The following is a 16,637-nucleotide window of genomic DNA, read 5'->3' on the forward strand; positions in this document are numbered from 1 at the left end:
ACTGACAGGAATCTGACCGACCCGCCCGGCACCGGTCAGTCCGGCTGCTGAGCTCGCAGCACCGCGCGTGACGAGTGCACCGTGAGCGTGAGTCCCGCCCCCAGTACGGAGACGACCGCGGCGGCCGCGAAGAGGAGCCAGAACCCGCCGACCAGTGCGACGAGTCCGGCGCCCAGGAGCGGGCCGATCAGCTGCCCGAGGCTCGCAGAGCTGTTGACGAGGCTGAGATCACGGGCGTGATCGTCCGGGTCGAGCAGCAGATCCGTGGCCAGCGCGAGGCTGACCGCCATATAGGCTCCGTATCCGGCGCCCATGACTCCGGCCGCCACCGCTGTCATGGTGAAGCTCGGGCTGATGAGGATGATGATTCCGGAACAGGCCTGGACCAGGGCCGAGATCACCGTCCAGAAGCGTCGGCTGCCTCGTCTGTCCGTGACCATGCCGACGAGGATCGAGGCGGCGACCACGAAGACTGTGTAGATGACGATGAGGATGAGCAGGCTGTTCTCGGCGTCTGCGGCGGGGATCATGATCCCGTAGAGCAGGAAGAACAGCAGCAGCGACGTTCCGAACGCATTGCCGACGTTGACGATGAAGCGGCTGATCAGCAGCCGGGTGAAGCTCGGGTCGACGAGTGAGGACACCCGTGGCCGGATGAGCTCGCGACGGGCATGGAATTGGAGCACGGCGGCATGCGGCAGCGGCGGGTCGGGCAGCAGCATCGCAGTGGCCGTGCCGACGACGAGGATGAAGCAGGCCAGCACCACATAGGACGCGCCGGTGCTCAGACCCAGCAGGACGATCGCGGCGACGCCGACGACGACGCCGACGGCTTGAGCCGAACTGGCTGCGGCCGAGGCCGCGCCGCGCTGATCGGCGAGCTGATCGGCGATGAGCGCGGTCAGCGCCGAAGAAGCCACGGACACGCCGACCGAGGTGACCACCCACGCTCCCCCGACCGACAGGGGCCCCTCGGCGCTGCCGGTGAGCACGAGTCCGAGTGCGGCGAGCACCGATCCCCCGATCGCCCAAGGACGTCTCCGGCCGTACCGCGACCGGGTGCGGTCCGAGAGCCGACCGGCCACGGGTGCGGCAGCGATTCCGGCCAAGCCTCCGGCCGAGAGGACGAGTCCGGACCAGACGACCCCGTCGATCCAGTGCCCGCTCTGAGTGTCGAGCTGCAGCGGAAGCAGCAGCTGGATCGGGGTCAGCTGGACCGTCCAGATCGCCAACCAGGCGAGCGTGAAGCACACCATCCATCCGAGCGATACGCGTGCTCGCGTAACGGAGTCGCCTCGGTGAGGCGGCGGGCTGACCGTACTCATGGGCGGACCGCGGAGATGAGGTCCCGATACCAGCGGAAAGAGGCTTTCGGCGTCCGCATTCCGGTGTTCATATCGACGTGGACGAGCCCGAAGCGCTGACTCCATCCGTCAGCCCATTCGAAATTGTCCAACAGCGACCATACGGTGTACCCGTCGATGCACAGACCCGCTGCTTTCGCATCGATCACCGCGCCGAGGTGGTCGCGCAGATAGTCGATCCGCTCGGAATCGTTGATCTCCTCGTCCGTGGTGTCCGGTTCGGGGAACGACGCCCCGTTCTCGGTGATGATGATCGGCGGCAGTGCGGACCCGTAGCGTCGACCCATATCGGTGAGGAAGTCGCGCATCGTATCCGGACGGATCGGCCACATGGGACCGAACCCGGTCACGGTCGCTCCGGGGGTGGGCACCATCTCGAACGGCACGGGTCCTGCCGAAGCACGGACCGTGGTCGGATTGTAGTAATTGAAGCCGTAGACCTCATTCGGTGCGGAGATGAGGTCCATATCGCCGTCGGCCATCGGCAGTTCCACGCCGAAGCCGCTGAGGTCGGGATATTGTCCAGTCAGCAGCGGGTCAGCGAAGAGGCGGTTGTGAATCACATCGAGCAGCCCAGCCGCGGCCTGGTCCTCGGCAGTCTCGGAGGCGGGGAGGATGAGGCTGTGGTTGAGCGTCGGCGCGGCCTGAACTGCGCCGTACCCACGCAGTATCGGAGCGGCGATCCCGTGAGCCAGCAGCTGGTGGTGGACGGTGGGCAGGGAATCGAAGAGCAGTGTGTGTCCGGGTGCCAGTTCCCCCAGCGCATAGCCCTGCAGCGATGTCGATGCGGGTTCGTTGATCGTGTACCAGTGACGAACACGGTCACCGAGGCGTCCGGCAACCACCTGCGTATAGTCACCGAAGCGGTGGGCTGTGTCACGGTTGAGCCATCCGCCGTCTGCCTCGAGTGCGACCGGCAGGTCCCAGTGGTAGAGCGTCGGTTCCGGTGTGATCCCGGCGGTGAGCAGTCCGTCGACGAGGCGGTCGTAGTAGTCGAGACCGGCCGAATTCACCGAGGCGTCCGTCCCGGCATTCGGGATCACACGGGTCCATGAAATGGAGAACCGGTACCGGTCGACACCGAGGTCGGCAAGCAGCGCGATGTCGTCAGCGAAGCGGTGGTAGCTGTCGGGACCAGGCTCGGCAGTGCTGCCGTCGATGATGTTGCCGGGCGTGTCGACGAAGTCATCCCAGATGCTGCGGCCGCGACCACCCGCGCTGCGCGCCCCTTCGATCTGGAAGGCGGCCGTGGCTGCGGAGAAGTGCATTCCGGCCAAAGCCCCGACATTGCTTGGAAGATTCCCCACCATGAATCGAATATGTCACGGTTGGTCAGGGCCTGCAACAGTTGATCCTGAACCTGGCAGATGCGGCTTCGCTCTGTGAGGACGACGGGGGCGGCAAGCAGGGGCGCCCTGACTGGTCAGATCAGTACAGATCGCAGCTGAAGGGTCTGGAGCGCAGGAGATTCAGTCGGCTTCAGCGGCGATCGCCGCCGATGCCCACACGAGCGGGATCTGCAGAGGCAGTCTCGCACAGGCGATGGCTCGGCCCTTCGGATTGTCCCATTGTTTGATCACTGTGTAGATGTTGGCCGGGAAGACGCCGACCATGAGCGCGGCAGAGGCGACACCGCCGAAGCGCCGGGTGGTCGGGTTGGCTAACAGTCCTGCACAGCCGAGCTCCGCGATGCCGCTGGTGTAGGTCCAGAACCGCGGGTTGCCCAACCGAGGCGGGACGATGGAGTCGAAGAGGTTGGGTCGCGAGAAGTGGGCAACGCCGGCAAGACCCAGAATGCCGGTCATGACTGCCGTCTTCGTGTTCATTCCACGTCCGTCCTGACTCTGCGCACTTCGACGCGTCCCCTGCCCCGGAGTCTGGCCCCGAATGCACGAAATCCACAACACAATATAAGCCGTTGAACGAGTCGACGGGGAACTGTGTGGAGCTTAGGGGAATCGAACCCCTGACCTTTTCATTGCGAACGAAACGCTCTACCAACTGAGCTAAAGCCCCTTTTCGCTTTCAGTTTACGCCTGCACCCGGTTCTCAGCCAAAATCGCACGGGCCGTATGCGACCTCGTGAGGCACAGTGTGTCACCAGGTTCGGGGTCGGTGGAGCCACTTGATCTCGGCGAGTACAGTCGAAAGAGAGTCCCCTCTACGAAAGGACCGACAATGGCAGAAGAATTCGGAACAGTCGTCATCGGCGCAGGCCTGGCAGGAGGCACCGTGGTCGAATCGCTGCGGAATGCCGGTTACACCGCTCGGATCGCGCTCGTCGGCACCGAACCCGCGGCTCCGTACTACCGCCCGGACCTGTCGAAGAAGGTGATGATCGAGGGGTCGGATCCTGCCGACTCAGCCCTCCGCGGAGAGGACTGGTACTCGGCCCACGACGTCGAGACGTTCTTCGGCACCTCGGTGAACTCGATCGATACAGATGCTCAGACCGTCACCCTCGACGACGGTGGAGACCTGTCCTATGGTCAGGTGATCCTTGCGACAGGATCGGTGCCCCGGACACTCGATGTCCCCGGCGCTCAGCTGGGCAATATTCACACTCTCCGCGACGCCGGGGATGCGGTGGCCATCCGGTCCCAGGTCGGCGAGGGGAAGAAGGTCGCGATCATCGGCGGCGGCTGGATCGGCCTCGAGGTCGCAGCCGCAGCGAAGTCCCACGGCTGCGATGTCACGGTCATCCTCCACACCGATGCTCCCCCGCTCTCCGGTGTCCTCGGGCAGGAACTCGGAGAGTACTTCGAAGACCTGCACCGAAAGAACGGAGTGAACTTCCTCAAGGACGCGGACACGACAGCCTTCACCGGTGACTCCGCGGTCGAGGTCGTCGAAACGTCCGCAGGAAGTGTTCCCGCCGATCTCGTCGTCGTCGGAAGCGGCGCGGATCCCGCCGTCGATCTGGCCTCCTCGGCGGGTCTGACGACCGAGAACGGCGTGATCGTCGACGAACAGATGCGCACCTCCGACGGCAGCATCCTGGCCATCGGCGATATCGCGAATGCGCAGAACGTTCTGCGTGGTGAACGTCTGCGCGTCGAACACTGGGACAACGCGGTTCGCCAGGCCGAGGTCGCGGCCTCGACGATCAGCGGCGGGACCAAGTCCTACGACTGGCAGCCGTATTTCTACACCGACCAGTTCGACCTCGGCATGGAATACGTCGGTCGCGGCGGTTCCGAGGATGACGTCGTCATCCGCGGAGACAAGTCCAGCGGCGAATTCATCGTGTTCTGGCACCGAGGCGGCAAGGTCACCGCAGCCATGAACGTCAATGTCTGGGACTACGGCGACGAGCTCCGCGCCCTCATCGGCAAGGAAGTCAGCGCCGATCGTCTCGCCGACGACCAGGTGCCGGTCGGCGAACTCTGATTCGGGCCGGCTCCGACTCCGAGGGTTTCCGAGCCGAGCCGCCGCGCCCGCGAACGATGACTCTGCGGGGTCGGTGATCCGAATGTCACCGGCCCCGCGGTTTCCGTGCCAGCGCTGCAGCGACGAATTCCCGCAGGTGTGCCGCAAACGCCGCCGGATGGTTGCGGTGCCAGTCGTGGCCCATTCCCGGGACGAATCGGAGTTCGGCTCCGTCGATGCCTTCCGCCAGCTGCCTGGCCGCAGGTCTGTTCGCGATGTCCCGGGTCCCGCACCACACCGCAGTCGGCACCCGCACTTCGCCGAGGCGGCCCCGCAGATCGGCGGCTTCGACTGCCGCGTACATGGCCAAGGTCTCGGTCTTCGTCGAACCGTATGCTCCGAACGCCGCTTCCGGCAGTCGGATGGAGATCTGCCACTGCAGACGCATCATCCATTTCGGCGGTCTGACCTGTCCGCCGGAGAGAATCAGCGCGTCGAGTGCGCCGGGTGCTGCTCCAGCCGCGACCACAGTGCCCACCATCGCTCCCAGAGAGAGTCCGCAGACCACGGTCGCTGTGTCCTCATCGACCGATTTCAGAACCCGATCCGCCGCAGCAGACAAGTCGAACATGCCATCGTCGATGACGCCGAGCTCGCCGAGGTCGATCGCCTCGCACGACCAATTGCCAGGCAGCCCGGCGATCACGGCGTCCCAGACGGAGGCACGCTCACCGGCGCCGTGGAGGAAGATCAATTGCGGACTGGCTGCGTTCATCGTGTCTCCTCGGGTCTCGTGACAATTCTAGAACCGGCTCTGGCATCCTGGTAGACATGGATTCGCTCTTCGCCGATGAGGCCTTCGACCGCCGACCGACAATCGTCGCCCCCGGCGCGGTCTGGGTACCGGGCTTCCTCACCGCCGAGGCGCAGCAGTGGATCATCGCCCGCTATGCCGATTGGCAATCCGGTCCGGTTCCGCCCCATGCCACGACGATCGCAGGCCATCCGATGAGCGTGACGACGATCGGGTTGGGGTGGCATTGGCAGCCCGGGCGCTACGACCGCCGAGCCGTCGACGTCAACGACAAGGTGGTGCTGCCCTTCCCCGATTGGATGACCCGTCTTGGCCGCCAGGTCCTGGAGTCCGCAGTCGCTGTCGTCGAGGACGCACAGGATCTCCCCCAGGGGACCGCCGCTGTCTGGGGCTTCGACCCTGCCGACTACCACCCGGACGTAGCTCTCGTGAACTACTACGACGAGCACGCGAAGATGGGCATGCATCAGGACAAGGACGAATTCGACCCTGCCCCGGTCGTCTCCCTGTCATTGGGCGATACATGCCTCTTCCGGTTCGGCAACACGGAGACCCGCAACCGTCCCTTCGAGGATCTGCGATTGGCCTCGGGTGACGCCTTCGTCTTCGGCGGCCCTGCCCGCTTCGCCTACCACGGAGTCAGGTCGATCCAGCCGGGAACCGCACCGGACGCGGGACGGCTGAACCACCTCGGCGGGGGCAGGATCAACATCACGATGCGCACGACCGGACGGGACTGAGTCCACGCGATCGGTTGCCCGGCAGACCCGACTGACTGAGTCGGCTCAGGGGTCCTTCGCGTCGGGGTCGATGTCGACGACCCCTTCCGGCGGCGCTGCCAGCCGGTTCGGGGACGTCTTCCGGAACACCGGCTGTCCGGACAGCACCGCCGACCTTGCCAGGGTGTTGCTCGCAACCGAGGACACGATGATCAGGCACAGCACGGCGATGACCGCCATGATCAGCGAGTTCCACGAGAACCCGGACGAATAGAGGTCGTAGATGAAGGCGGCGATGACGATGAACGGCATGCCCAACCCGGTCGCCGGAGAGAACACATTGATCCGAGACAGCGCGTCGCGGACCCTGAACATCGCCAGGGCGGATCCGAGCAGCAGCAGGGAGCCGGTGATTCCGAAGATCCCGACGAGGGTCGTGGCGAGTGCTTCGTTCATCAGCGGTGCCCCCTGGTGAGGATCCGGGAGAGAGCGATCGTGGCGAGGATGCCCACCATGGAGGACAGGAAGATCACATCGAGGACGATCGACGACGACACGGCGATGCCGAGCATGGTGACGATGGCAATAGCCGAGAAGTAGATGAGGTCAGAGACCACCGCACGTGAGCCCTGGTCGCGAGCAGTGAGCACGCGGATGAGCCCGATGACGATGGCGGCGGCGAGGATGACCGCACAGATGCTTGCGATGACGATCATGAGCGTCCTCCCACTGAATCGGCGTGTGGTCCCGGTGCCCGACCACGGGTCATGGCCAGCAGTCGCGATTCCATATCGATGAGCCCAACGAGGGCGGATTCCTCCGACTCCTCGAACAGGGCGTGGACGAAGATCACCGGCGGGGTCGTCGACGTGCCGGCCGCGATCGCAGTCACCAGGGTGCCGGGTGTGATCGTGATCGACGATGCGAAGAGGGTGACTTCGAGATCGGTGGCGCAGCGCATCGGGAGTTCGACGATCATCGGCTGGGCGTAGTCGCTGCGGAAGAGTCGGGCGACTATGGTCGCCGAACCGGTGATGATCGCCCAGACGATGAAGCCTGCGTAGGAGACGCCGTGGATGAGTCGCATCACGGTGCCATCACCGCCTCGATGTAGTCACTGTGGTCGAGGAGACCCTCGGCTGCCCGGTGCGTGAGGTTGAGCAGAGGCTCCGGGAAGCAGAAGAGCGCAACGGATACCCCGATCATGATCGTGGCGGGCACCAGCAGACGGGCGGGAATGCGCACGCTGCGCGTGATCGGTTCGGCCGGGGCGCGCCCGGTCTCCGCCGAGTCCGGGCGGTACGTCTGCATCGGCGGTCCCCAGAAGGTGTTGCGCCAAGTGCGCTGAAGCGCCAGCAGACTGATCAGCGCGCCGGCCACGATCGTTGCGACGAGGAGCCATCCGAAGCCGCCGCCGGCGTCCGTGGAGGCCCTGACGAGGCCGACCTTGCCCCACAGCCCGGAGGTCGGCGGCAGACCGACGAGAGAGAAGAGGCCGAGGATCATGAGGATGGTCGCCCAACGCTCCCGTGAGGCGAGCCCTGAGAGCTTGCGGAATGAACCGGTGCCGTAGGTCTGTTCGACGGCGCCCATGATGAGCAGCAGGCCTGCCATCGTAACCATGTGGTGCATCATGTAGAAGGCGCCGGCACCGAGGGCCGCCGAGGTCAGCAGGGTGGCGCCGATGAGGATGTGGCCCACGCCTGCGGTCATCTGGAACCCGAGCACATTGCGCACTCGCACCTGCCCGAATCCGGAGATCGCACCGATGAGGATGCTCGCCACCGCGACGATGAGAATAGCGGTCGCCCACGGAGCAGGCTCACCGTAGACAGTGGTGTAGATGCGGTAGATCGCATACAGTCCGACTTTCGAGTGGAGACCGGAGAACAGCGACATCATGCCCGCCGAGGTGTTCGGATAGCTGCGGACGAGCCACCCGTGGAAGGGTGCGCCGCCGGCCTTGATGAGCAGAGAGAGCAGCACCACGCCCAGAGCGATCGCGGCCTGTCCGGTCGGACGTCCCTGATCTGCCAGGACGGCGAGGTTGACGGTGCCGGTGGCGCCGTAGACGAATCCGACGCCGATGAGCAGCATCGTCGAGGTCAGCAGGTTGACCATGACGTAGAGACGTCCGATGCCGAGCCTGCGCCAGGTGCCGGTGACGGCGATGAGTGCGTAGGCGGGCAGCATCATCACTTCGACGAAGACGAAGAAGTTGAAAAGATCACCGGTCAGCAGCGCACCGTAGACACCGGTGAGCATCATCAGGATGAGCGCCGGGACGAATCGGTACTGGTCCTCACCGGTGGAGACCAGGAACAGGCTGCTGACGAACGCGACCAGCGAGGTGAGCACCAGCATGAGCGCGGTGAACGTGTCCGAGACGAACACGATCGCCAGGCCGGGCACATAGTCGCCGACCGAATGGGCGATCACCGGGGTCGAAGCATGCACGCCGAGCAGGGCGACGCCGCTGCCGCCGACGAACACGGGAACGGCGAGCAGGAGCAGCCGGTCAAAAGTGCGTGAGGTGATGAGCACGCTCAGCGCGGAGGCCAGAAGCGGGATGCCGATGAGCAGAAGAAGCAGTGCGGAGTTCATGAGTCGCGCTCCTCCCCTGTCTCGGGATTGCGTTTCTGGTCGTCGTCGTGGCCGAGCACAGCCAGGGCGAGCATGAAGATCGTCACTGCCAGGGTGATGACGATGGCAGTGAGGACGAAGGCCTGAGGCAGCGGATCGGCCGCCTCGGCGAGGTCACCGCGCCCCGCCAGAGGTTCGCCTCTCCAGGCGCCGACTCCTGCCGAGAGCAGGATGAAGTTCGCGGCATGGGAGATGAGGGTGAGACCGAAGACTCCCCGGACCATGGAGCGCTGCATCATGAGGTAGACGCCGCCGGCGGTGAGGACGCCGACCGTCAGTGCCAGGATCATGCTTCCTCCTCGTCTCCGTCGGTCGGTGGATCCCCTCGGAGGATATGGGTCGAGTTCGCACGCACCTTCGCCTCATCGGACTCTTCGGCCCCACGGCGACGGCCGCGTTCGGGGCGTTCACCGCGGATGGCCTCCATCGGACCGCTCAGCTCACCGTAGAGCAGCTCATCGGCACGTTCGCGGGTGCGTTCGACGTCCCGGCGGATGATGCCGTTGGTGAGCACATCGTCGCCGGCCGGCGTGGCTGCGGAGTCCGAGACACCGAGGAGGTTGAACGAGAGCAGCATGAGGCCGAGCACCGCCAGGTAGACCCCGACGTCGAAGAGCATCGACGTCGTCCAGTGCTGGCCGGCGAACTCGGTGTGCAGCGGCTGCAGGAACGAACCGGCGAACAGCAGTCCGATGATTCCGGTGACCACCGCAGTCGCGACTCCGGAGCCGATGAGGTAGAGGGGCGCACGCGGCGGGCCGAGCGCCCGGTCCTTCGGCGTGGACAGGTAGGCCAGACCGATGACGGCAGAACCGACGAGGGCGGCGATGAATCCGCCTCCCGGGGAGTTGTGGCCGCGCCAGAAGATGAGCAGGGAGCTCACCGCCAGCAGCGGTCCGAGCACCTTCAGGGTCAGCTGCAGCGGGATGACGTTCGGCCATGCCTCGTGAACAGCACGATATGCGGTGGTGCCCTTGGGCCGGATCGACACCCAAGGGGGCCTGGGCGGTTCCGGGATGTTCTCGGCCGGCGGGTCGATGAACTTGTCCTTGACCGTCGACATCACCGCGACGATCGCGATTCCGGCCATGCCGAGGACAGTCAGCTCACCGAGGGTGTCGAGAGCACGGAATTCGACGAGGATCGTATTGACGATGTTGTCTCCGCCGCTGATCTCCGGAGCCTTGTCGAGGTAGTACTGGCCGAGTGCGGAGCGCTCCCGACGGCCGTTGAGCGCCAGGGTCAGCCCGGCAACGCTCGCGCCGACGATGATCGCCAGGAGCAGACGCGGTGTCTGTTTGCGCTTCGGGTACTTCCAGAATGAGCGTGGAAGCTTCTGCAGCACGAGCATGATGACGATGATCGTCATCGCTTCGACGAGCAGCTGTGTCAGGGTGACGTCGGGGGCGCCGAGCGCGAGGATCTGCACGGTGGCGAGGATGCCGATGGCAGAGAGGGCCACAACGGTGGTCAGCCGCGAATGCGAGGTGCACAGGACGAGCACCGCCACGGTGATGAGGACGAGCAGAATCACGTCCACAGGACGGCTCAGGTTGGCCTGGAGCGGCGGCAGATCGGCGAAGACGACAGGTACGGCCCCAATGGCGAGCACGCTCAGTCCGCCCAGCGACAGAGCGAGATAGGGGCCCGAGTTCATGGGACGGACGAAGGCGGAGAGCCCGTATCCCAGGCGTTTGAGATTCTTCGTCAGCGCATCGATGACGTCGGCCCCGTCGAAGGGCAGAGTGGCCTTGTGGAAGAACACGAAGACGCGCGACCGGCGGAGGATGATGAACACGCCGATGGCGATGATGAGCCCAGAGGCGAGCAGTTCTGCGTTGAATCCGTGCCACAGTGCCAGGTGCACGGACTCCGAGGCCGTCGGCACCGCTGCCCGGACCACCTGGTCGAGCGGGGTGTCGAGCAGGTAGAGGACGAAACTCAGGGGAATGGAGGCCAGGATCGGCAGGGCCGCTGCAATGAGCATGACGGGTGAACCGCGATGGATCTGACTCTCTTCGGGCTCGCGGCCGTCGATGAAGCTGCCCCAGACTGTCTTCGCACAGTAGGCGAAGGTGAGCACCGAGGCGCCGACGGCGACGAGCAGAGCCGCCCAACCGGCCCAGGGCCCGCCCGGGGCTTCCCTCAGCGCAGTGAACAGAGCCTCCTTGGACACGAATCCCAACAGTGGCGGAATCCCCGCCATGGACGCACAGCCGATGATCATCACCGTGAACGCCGCCGGGGCGGAGCGCATGAGTTTCGGAATCCGAGCCAGGTCACGGGTGCCGGCGAGGTGGTCGACGACGCCGACCATCATGAACAGACCGGACTTGAACAGTGCATGTGCGATGACGTGGAGGGTGGCGGCGGCGATCGCCGCCTCGGTGCCGACGCCGATGACCGCGGTGATGAGACCGAGTTGAGACACGGTCGAATAGGCCATGAGCTTCTTCACGTCATGCTGGTTGAGCGCGAACCAGCCGCCCAGGCAAGCGGTGAGGAGACCCGCCGTCACTAGCAGGATATTCCATGCCGGTGTGGCGTGGAAGGTCGGTGAGAACCGAAGCATGAGGAAGATGCCGGCTTTGACGACGGCAGCGGCATGCAGGTAGGCCGAGACTGGCGTGGCGGCGGCCATCGCGTCGGGCAGCCAGGGATGGAACGGGAACTGAGCGGACTTCGTCATGGCTGCGACGCCTACGAGCAGAGCCACGAGCGTCGTGACTTCGGGCTGGCCCGCCCAGACCGGGGAGCTGATCGCCTCGGCGAGGTTCGTCGTGCCGGTCACGGCGATGATCACTCCGGTGGCCACCAGCAGACTGAGGCCGCCAATGAAGGTGAAGAACATCGTCCGCAGCGCCGGTGCCTGCCCAGGAGATCCGGACCGGGCGATGAGGAAGAACGAGGCCAGGGACGTCAGCTCCCAGCACACGAACAGCACGAGCACATCGTTGGTGAGCACAAGGGCGACCATGGAGAAGGTGAAGATCACCATCAGCCAGTAGAAGCTCGTATTGCGTCCGGGGCTGAGGTAGCGCGTCGAATATATGAATACGACCGCACCGATGATCAGTGCGATATAGGTGAATACGACACCGATTCCGTCGGCCCGCAGCGCCAGGTCGACGCCGAAGCTGGGAATCCACGGGTAGGACACTTCCGGATTCTGCCCGGTCATCACCTCGGCGGCGGTGGGAGTGAACAGGGCTGCCACGCCGAGATAGGCGATCGCCAACGGCCAGCCGCTCTCGCGTCCCGCGAAACGGGTGAGGACGGGAGTGAGCACCACGAGTGCAGCCAGAGCGATTAGCGTTAGGATCATGACCGGGCCTCAACGGCCGCAGGCACAGGTGATCGTTCGTTCACTCACTGATCCTTCATCGCAAGGTGCGCGTTCTGCAAAACACAGACTTTCGAAGAATCAGACTATCGACTCGGAGTTCCATGAGCAAAAGCACAAAGAGCCTCGACCCGTTCCCGAGGCTGTCGGTCTTCTTCGACGCGCGCTTCACCCGCACCACCCATCACGACGGGATCTCCCGTTACGGTTCGTGTCTGCTCTCGGCCCTACTGGCGGCCGTCGAGGGTACAGAGATCGACGTGACCGTGGTCATCAGCGATGAAGCACAGCTGGCGCTGCTTCCCGCATGTTCGTGGGTGCAGCTGGGTGACCCCACCTCCCCCGCCGAGGTGGCCATCGCCGGAAAGCTCAATGCACTGGGCGCCGATGTCGTGTTCTCGACGATGCAGACGATGGGCTCGTTCGGTCGCCGCTACGGCCTCATCCTCACCATCCACGATCTCATCTACTACTCCCACCCCGAACCACCTGGCGATCTGCCGCTGCCAGTGAGACTGCTGTGGCGGGCATATCATTTGAGTTTCGTCCCGCAGCGGCTGCTGCTCAATCGTGCTGATGCCGTAGCGGCCGTCTCCGAGACGACGAAGGATCTCATCGCCGCCCACCGGCTGACGGATCGACCGGTGCAGGTCGTGTCCAATGCCGCCGAGGCGGTCACAGCGCCGGCGCGGACCGTGAACCGGCACGATGCGAAGACCCTCATCTACATGGGCGCGTTCCTGCCGTACAAGAACGTCGAATCCCTCATCCGCGCGCTCGAGCACCTGCCGGGGTGGACCCTGCACATCGCCAGCCGCATCGAAGGCCGAAGGGAAGCTCAGCTGCGAGCCCTCATTCCCGACCGGGCGAAGGTCGTCTTCCATCGGGGGATCAGCGATGAGGAGTATGCACGACTGCTCGACGAATCGACGGCCCTGGTCACGGCCTCGCGGGAGGAGGGCTTCGGTCTGCCCGTCATCGAAGCGATGGCCAAGGGAGTGCCCGTGGCCGTGTCGGACATTCCGATCTTCCGAGAGATCGCCGCTGAGGCGGCCGAATACTTCGACCCGGAAGATCCGCGCTCGATCGCGCACGCGATCGAGCGGCTCACCGATGCCGACAGGTGGGCCGAACAGTCCGTAGCCGGCAGGCGTCAGTCACAGGTCTTCGATTGGGCGAAGTCGGCAGAGTCGCTGGTCGACCTCATCAGATCAGTCGCTGCCGACCGCAAGAGCGACGGCTGAGTCCGAGCGGACACTGATGCACGGGTGAGGGCCTCGGGTTCCGCAAGGGCGCGTTCAGCCGATGGCCGAGCCCGCAGCGGTGCGACCGAACAACTCAGTGGGAGAGCGTGCCCCAACTGCGCAGAACCCATTGGTCGCCGGTGTACCCGAACTCTCCGTGACCGCAGTTTCCGAGGACCCCGAGCCGGCCTGTCCCGTTCATCTCCAGGAGGATTTCGGCAGCGGCGCGCAGCACCGCACCGTGGGCGACGATAGCGATCGTCGAGGCTTCAGCGGACTGCACGATATCGGTGATGGCGTCGGCGACACGACGGCCCGACTGGGTACGCGATTCTCCTCCGGGAGGTGCGATGTCCGCTCCGGAGGCCCAATCGGCGAGTTCGTCCGGCCAGGTCTCCGCCACCTCGGCGCGGGTGGAGCCTTCCCATTCGCCGAAGGCGGTCTCCCGCAGCCGCTCATCGCGAACGGGTTCGACAGCGACGCGTGTCGCCAAGCTGTCGGCGGTCGCAGCGGCGCGCGAGAGGTCGGAGGAGACGATGAGTTCCGGTCCGAGTTCGGCGAGCCGCCTGGCGACCTGATCAGCCTGCTCTCGGCCCGTATCGTTGAGGGGGACGTCGGACTGCCCCTGGAATCGACCGGCGACGTTGAAGTCCGTCTGTCCGTGACGCCAGAACAGAACGGTCTTCGTCATGTCTCCGAGCCGGGTTCCGGCAGCTGCAGATCAATGACCGGAACGTCCTTCCACAACCGTTCGAGCGCGTAGTATTCGCGCTGTTCGGCGGAGAAGACATGGACGACGATCTCGCCGAAGTCGAGCAGCACCCAGTCCCCTCCCCGGCCTTCGCGGCGCAGCGGAGTGCGGTCGTGGACGAGCTGCACTTCCTGTTCGATAGCGTCGATGACCGCACCGATCTGGCGTTCGTTATCGGCGGAGACGATGAGGAACGCGTCGGTGATATAGAGCGTGGAGCTCACATCGAGGCCGATGATGTCGGTTCCGAGCTTCTCGTCCGCGGCTTTGGCCGCGGTTCGAAGCAACTGGGTGGATTCGGCGATCTCGCTCACAAGATCCTTTCGCATGGATGCGGTTGTCGAGGTGGTGTGTCCCGGGTGTTGCTCAGAGGAACATGACGAGGGCGATGACGATGAGGGCCAGGGCGAAGAACGCGGCCACGCCGAGGACGATATAGGGCATCTTCGAAGGCTCTTCGCCCATGAGGATCTGACCGTCCTGCCCGGTCACCGAGCTGGCACGGATGCGTGAGCCGGGAGGGTTCACGGTTTCTTCGTCTTCGTAGTCGGCATTCGGCAGCGACCAGGCTTCGGGCACTGCTTCCATCGGCCGGGTCTCCGGGTTGGCGGCCAGGGCGCGCGCCGCGTCATCGGAACCTGAGTCGCCGGCCGATTCGCCGGAACCCTCAGAGGCCGAGCCGGACTGCGACTCTTCGGCACGACCGGGCGCCGCGGTCTGCGGCCCGCGAGCATCGCTCTTGCGGGGCTCGTCGACCTCGGGGATCTGCGCCGAGGCGGCAGTGACGACTCGGACTCCGGAGGTCGAGGGCGGCTGCACGATCGGCATCCGTCGCGACCGAGACGAAGGCTCGGACTCGTCGACGGCATCTGCCTCAGGCTTCGAGGCCGGCTTGTCTTCCGGGGCAGGTTCATCCGCGGGATCTGCTGCAGCGGCAGCACCCGTGGCAGGCTCGTCGGTTGAGGCGTTCTGATCCTCTGAGTCCGGCCCGTCCGAGTTCTCGGCAGGCGTCTCGTCCTCGTCCTCGGTGCCGAGTGCAGGAGCGTCGCCGTCGAGAGCCGAGTACGGCATCGACAGTGCGTCATAGGGTTCGCTCTCCACCGTCGACGGCCGCGGAGCCGAGGCAGGAGTGACTGGAGCTTCGAAATCGCGGGCGGCGACCTCATCAGCTGCTCCCCCGAAACCGGCGGTGTCATAGGATTCGTGTTCCGTCGCGGCGGCTGCCGAAGCCTGTGTTTCGTCGGAGTCTGCTGCTGCCGGCGCAGCTTCCGAGCTCGAGTCCGCGGGTTCAGAATCCGAGATTTCCGGGATCGGTCCGGTCAGTCGACCTTCGGCTGCGGCCTGCCGTTCGGCCAGTTCCTTCTCATCGGCCACAACCGGCATAGCGCCGGTGGACAGATCGCCGTACTGCGAAAGTCCGTGTTCGCGCAGGTATCTCTTCTTCTCGGCACGCGACTGGAAGTGCGGCAACGGGGTCCGTGTCGGGTCGAGACGGTCTTCGGCATGCACCGGCGGCCGGGACTCCTGCGGGTGGTCCGATGCCAGGGCGCCGCGTTCGTGGCTGGTCCGCGGCGAGGGTTCGGGGTCGATGCGCGAGGCGGTGTCGTCGCTGGTCTCAGCGGCGGGTTTCGCACCGGGCTTCTTCGGGGGCAGCGGACTGAGGAGTCCGGCGCGAGAGTTCGGAGCCTCCTTCGGCTGCTCAGGAACCTCTCGTGCTTCGAACGCCTGTTCCGCCGCCAGCCTTTCGGCTTCGCGCCGTGCTCGACGTGACGTGAACTGCTCCTCAGCCATTCTCACTCCTGTACAACTCGTATTTCGCGATGTACTGCACTACGCCGTCCGGTACGAGGTACCAGACGGGTGCACCATCCATCACCCGTTGTCTGCAATCCGTGGACGATATCGCCAGCGCAGGGATCTGCACGAGACTCAGCCGGTCGACCGGCAGTCCCTCACCGTGGAGTTCGTGCCCGGGCCGGCTGACCCCGACGAAATGCGCCAGGGAAAACAGCTCATCCACATTCTTCCACGTCAAGATCTGAGCCAAAGCGTCCGCGCCGGTGATGAAGAACAACTCGGTTTCGGGACCGTAGCTGCTGGCGAGGTCGCGCAGCGTGTCGATCGTGTAGGTCGGACCCGGTCTGTCGACGTCGGCTCGAGAGACGGTAAACCGCGGATTCGATGCCGTGGCGATGACAGTCATCAGGTACCGGTGCTCGGCGCTGCTGACCTCTTCGACGTCCTTCTGATACGGCCGTCCCGTGGGGACGAAAACCACCTCGTCGAGGTCGAAGGTCGCCTGGACCTCACTTGCCGCGACGAGGTGGCCGTTGTGGACGGGGTCGAAGGTGCCGCCCATGACACCGACTCTGCGTCTGTGCTCTGCCATA

17 protein-coding genes and 1 tRNA gene are annotated in these 16,637 nt (G+C 65.1%); 3 read left to right on the forward strand and 15 right to left on the reverse strand.

Annotated elements, in window-relative coordinates; translation table 11 throughout:
- Window positions 1–35 precede the first annotated feature (35 nt).
- The 4 genes from ACSBQT_RS00640 to ACSBQT_RS00655 all read right to left on the reverse strand — a co-directional run bounded on the left by ACSBQT_RS00640 (window position 36) and on the right by ACSBQT_RS00655 (window position 3,380).
- On the reverse strand, window positions 36–1,325 hold the full coding sequence (locus ACSBQT_RS00640; RefSeq protein WP_435000575.1) for an MFS transporter: 1,290 nt from the start codon (window positions 1,323–1,325) through the stop codon (window positions 36–38).
- Window positions 1,322–2,674 carry a GH1 family beta-glucosidase gene (locus ACSBQT_RS00645; RefSeq protein WP_435000576.1) on the reverse strand — a complete coding sequence of 451 codons (1,353 nt, stop codon included), beginning with the start codon at window positions 2,672–2,674 and terminating at the stop codon, window positions 1,322–1,324. The genes ACSBQT_RS00640 and ACSBQT_RS00645 overlap by 4 nt, the downstream gene beginning before the upstream one ends.
- Before the next feature lie 159 nt (window positions 2,675–2,833).
- The gene (locus ACSBQT_RS00650) at window positions 2,834–3,190 is read right to left on the reverse strand and encodes a DoxX family protein (RefSeq protein WP_435000577.1); all 357 of its coding nucleotides are present in this window, start codon (window positions 3,188–3,190) and stop codon (window positions 2,834–2,836) included.
- A gap of 117 nt (window positions 3,191–3,307) precedes the next feature.
- Window positions 3,308–3,380, reverse strand: a tRNA-Ala gene (locus ACSBQT_RS00655).
- A 162-nt stretch (window positions 3,381–3,542) separates the two neighbouring features.
- Between ACSBQT_RS00655 and ACSBQT_RS00660 the strand changes: the two genes are divergently transcribed.
- Window positions 3,543–4,754, forward strand: coding sequence for an NAD(P)/FAD-dependent oxidoreductase (locus ACSBQT_RS00660; RefSeq protein WP_435000578.1), 1,212 nt, complete (start codon window positions 3,543–3,545; stop codon window positions 4,752–4,754).
- Between the two features lie 85 nt (window positions 4,755–4,839).
- Here the strand turns inward: ACSBQT_RS00660 and ACSBQT_RS00665 are convergent, their stop codons facing one another.
- Window positions 4,840–5,508, reverse strand: coding sequence for an alpha/beta fold hydrolase (locus ACSBQT_RS00665; RefSeq protein WP_435000579.1), 669 nt, complete (start codon window positions 5,506–5,508; stop codon window positions 4,840–4,842).
- 56 nt (window positions 5,509–5,564) lie between these two features.
- On the opposite strand from ACSBQT_RS00665, the gene ACSBQT_RS00670 reads away from it, so the two are divergent.
- Entirely contained in the window at window positions 5,565–6,287 is a 723-nt protein-coding gene (locus ACSBQT_RS00670; protein ID WP_369864079.1) for an alpha-ketoglutarate-dependent dioxygenase AlkB family protein, read from the forward strand.
- Window positions 6,288–6,332: 45 nt separating this feature from the next.
- Here the strand turns inward: ACSBQT_RS00670 and ACSBQT_RS00675 are convergent, their stop codons facing one another.
- The 6 genes from ACSBQT_RS00675 to ACSBQT_RS00700 are packed head-to-tail and all read right to left on the reverse strand — an operon-like array spanning window position 6,333 to window position 12,234.
- On the reverse strand, window positions 6,333–6,722 hold the full coding sequence (locus ACSBQT_RS00675; protein ID WP_435000580.1) for a cation:proton antiporter: 390 nt from the start codon (window positions 6,720–6,722) through the stop codon (window positions 6,333–6,335).
- On the reverse strand, window positions 6,722–6,982 hold the full coding sequence (locus ACSBQT_RS00680; protein ID WP_039210778.1) for a monovalent cation/H+ antiporter complex subunit F: 261 nt from the start codon (window positions 6,980–6,982) through the stop codon (window positions 6,722–6,724). Before ACSBQT_RS00680 ends, ACSBQT_RS00675 begins: the two co-directional genes overlap by 1 nt.
- Window positions 6,979–7,353, reverse strand: a complete 375-nt coding sequence (locus ACSBQT_RS00685) for a Na+/H+ antiporter subunit E (RefSeq protein WP_435000581.1) — start codon at window positions 7,351–7,353, stop codon at window positions 6,979–6,981. The genes ACSBQT_RS00680 and ACSBQT_RS00685 overlap by 4 nt, the downstream gene beginning before the upstream one ends.
- Window positions 7,353–8,870, reverse strand: coding sequence for a monovalent cation/H+ antiporter subunit D family protein (locus ACSBQT_RS00690; protein ID WP_435000582.1), 1,518 nt, complete (start codon window positions 8,868–8,870; stop codon window positions 7,353–7,355). The genes ACSBQT_RS00685 and ACSBQT_RS00690 overlap by 1 nt, the downstream gene beginning before the upstream one ends.
- Entirely contained in the window at window positions 8,867–9,199 is a 333-nt protein-coding gene (locus ACSBQT_RS00695) for a sodium:proton antiporter (protein ID WP_435000583.1), read from the reverse strand. Before ACSBQT_RS00695 ends, ACSBQT_RS00690 begins: the two co-directional genes overlap by 4 nt.
- The gene (locus ACSBQT_RS00700; RefSeq protein WP_435000584.1) at window positions 9,196–12,234 is read right to left on the reverse strand and encodes a DUF4040 family protein; all 3,039 of its coding nucleotides are present in this window, start codon (window positions 12,232–12,234) and stop codon (window positions 9,196–9,198) included. Before ACSBQT_RS00700 ends, ACSBQT_RS00695 begins: the two co-directional genes overlap by 4 nt.
- A 122-nt stretch (window positions 12,235–12,356) precedes the next feature.
- On the opposite strand from ACSBQT_RS00700, the gene ACSBQT_RS00705 reads away from it, so the two are divergent.
- Window positions 12,357–13,496, forward strand: a complete 1,140-nt coding sequence (locus ACSBQT_RS00705) for a glycosyltransferase family 4 protein (RefSeq protein WP_435000585.1) — start codon at window positions 12,357–12,359, stop codon at window positions 13,494–13,496.
- A 94-nt stretch (window positions 13,497–13,590) separates the two neighbouring features.
- Here the strand turns inward: ACSBQT_RS00705 and ACSBQT_RS00710 are convergent, their stop codons facing one another.
- From ACSBQT_RS00710 to nadD, 4 genes are read right to left on the reverse strand one after another with little or no spacing between them, the layout of a single operon-like run.
- Window positions 13,591–14,187 (reverse strand): histidine phosphatase family protein, encoded by a 597-nt coding sequence (locus ACSBQT_RS00710; protein ID WP_410710105.1) that lies wholly within the window; start codon window positions 14,185–14,187, stop codon window positions 13,591–13,593.
- The gene (gene rsfS / locus ACSBQT_RS00715; protein WP_264801572.1) at window positions 14,184–14,561 is read right to left on the reverse strand and encodes a ribosome silencing factor; all 378 of its coding nucleotides are present in this window, start codon (window positions 14,559–14,561) and stop codon (window positions 14,184–14,186) included. Before rsfS ends, ACSBQT_RS00710 begins: the two co-directional genes overlap by 4 nt.
- 52 nt (window positions 14,562–14,613) lie before the next feature.
- Window positions 14,614–16,038, reverse strand: coding sequence for a hypothetical protein (locus tag ACSBQT_RS00720; RefSeq protein ID WP_435000587.1), 1,425 nt, complete (start codon window positions 16,036–16,038; stop codon window positions 14,614–14,616).
- Complete coding sequence (nadD, locus tag ACSBQT_RS00725; RefSeq protein ID WP_264801570.1) at window positions 16,031–16,636, reverse strand: nicotinate-nucleotide adenylyltransferase; 606 nt, start codon at window positions 16,634–16,636, stop codon at window positions 16,031–16,033. Before nadD ends, ACSBQT_RS00720 begins: the two co-directional genes overlap by 8 nt.
- Window position 16,637: the final 1 nt, after the last annotated feature.

This window comes from Brevibacterium sp. H602 (genome assembly GCF_051172395.1).
GTDB lineage: Bacteria > Actinomycetota > Actinomycetes > Actinomycetales > Brevibacteriaceae > Brevibacterium.

Bases quoted from the DNA above. Each gene is read 5' to 3' on its own strand.
- nadD (WP_264801570.1), bottom strand. From the start codon at position 16,636: ATGGCAGAGCACAGACGCAGAGTCGGTGTCATGGGCGGCACCTTCGAC.
- ACSBQT_RS00665 (WP_435000579.1), bottom strand. From the start codon at position 5,508: ATGAACGCAGCCAGTCCGCAATTGATCTTCCTCCACGGCGCCGGTGAG.
- ACSBQT_RS00650 (WP_435000577.1), bottom strand. From the start codon at position 3,190: ATGAACACGAAGACGGCAGTCATGACCGGCATTCTGGGTCTTGCCGGC.
- ACSBQT_RS00700 (WP_435000584.1), bottom strand. From the start codon at position 12,234: ATGATCCTAACGCTAATCGCTCTGGCTGCACTCGTGGTGCTCACTCCC.
- ACSBQT_RS00720 (WP_435000587.1), bottom strand. From the start codon at position 16,038: ATGGCTGAGGAGCAGTTCACGTCACGTCGAGCACGGCGCGAAGCCGAA.
- ACSBQT_RS00660 (WP_435000578.1), top strand. From the start codon at position 3,543: ATGGCAGAAGAATTCGGAACAGTCGTCATCGGCGCAGGCCTGGCAGGA.
- ACSBQT_RS00640 (WP_435000575.1), bottom strand. From the start codon at position 1,325: ATGAGTACGGTCAGCCCGCCGCCTCACCGAGGCGACTCCGTTACGCGA.
- ACSBQT_RS00645 (WP_435000576.1), bottom strand. From the start codon at position 2,674: ATGGTGGGGAATCTTCCAAGCAATGTCGGGGCTTTGGCCGGAATGCAC.
- ACSBQT_RS00685 (WP_435000581.1), bottom strand. From the start codon at position 7,353: ATGCGACTCATCCACGGCGTCTCCTACGCAGGCTTCATCGTCTGGGCG.
- ACSBQT_RS00680 (WP_039210778.1), bottom strand. From the start codon at position 6,982: ATGATCGTCATCGCAAGCATCTGTGCGGTCATCCTCGCCGCCGCCATC.
- ACSBQT_RS00695 (WP_435000583.1), bottom strand. From the start codon at position 9,199: ATGATCCTGGCACTGACGGTCGGCGTCCTCACCGCCGGCGGCGTCTAC.
- ACSBQT_RS00710 (WP_410710105.1), bottom strand. From the start codon at position 14,187: ATGACGAAGACCGTTCTGTTCTGGCGTCACGGACAGACGGACTTCAAC.
- ACSBQT_RS00690 (WP_435000582.1), bottom strand. From the start codon at position 8,870: ATGAACTCCGCACTGCTTCTTCTGCTCATCGGCATCCCGCTTCTGGCC.
- ACSBQT_RS00705 (WP_435000585.1), top strand. From the start codon at position 12,357: ATGAGCAAAAGCACAAAGAGCCTCGACCCGTTCCCGAGGCTGTCGGTC.
- ACSBQT_RS00675 (WP_435000580.1), bottom strand. From the start codon at position 6,722: ATGAACGAAGCACTCGCCACGACCCTCGTCGGGATCTTCGGAATCACC.
- ACSBQT_RS00670 (WP_369864079.1), top strand. From the start codon at position 5,565: ATGGATTCGCTCTTCGCCGATGAGGCCTTCGACCGCCGACCGACAATC.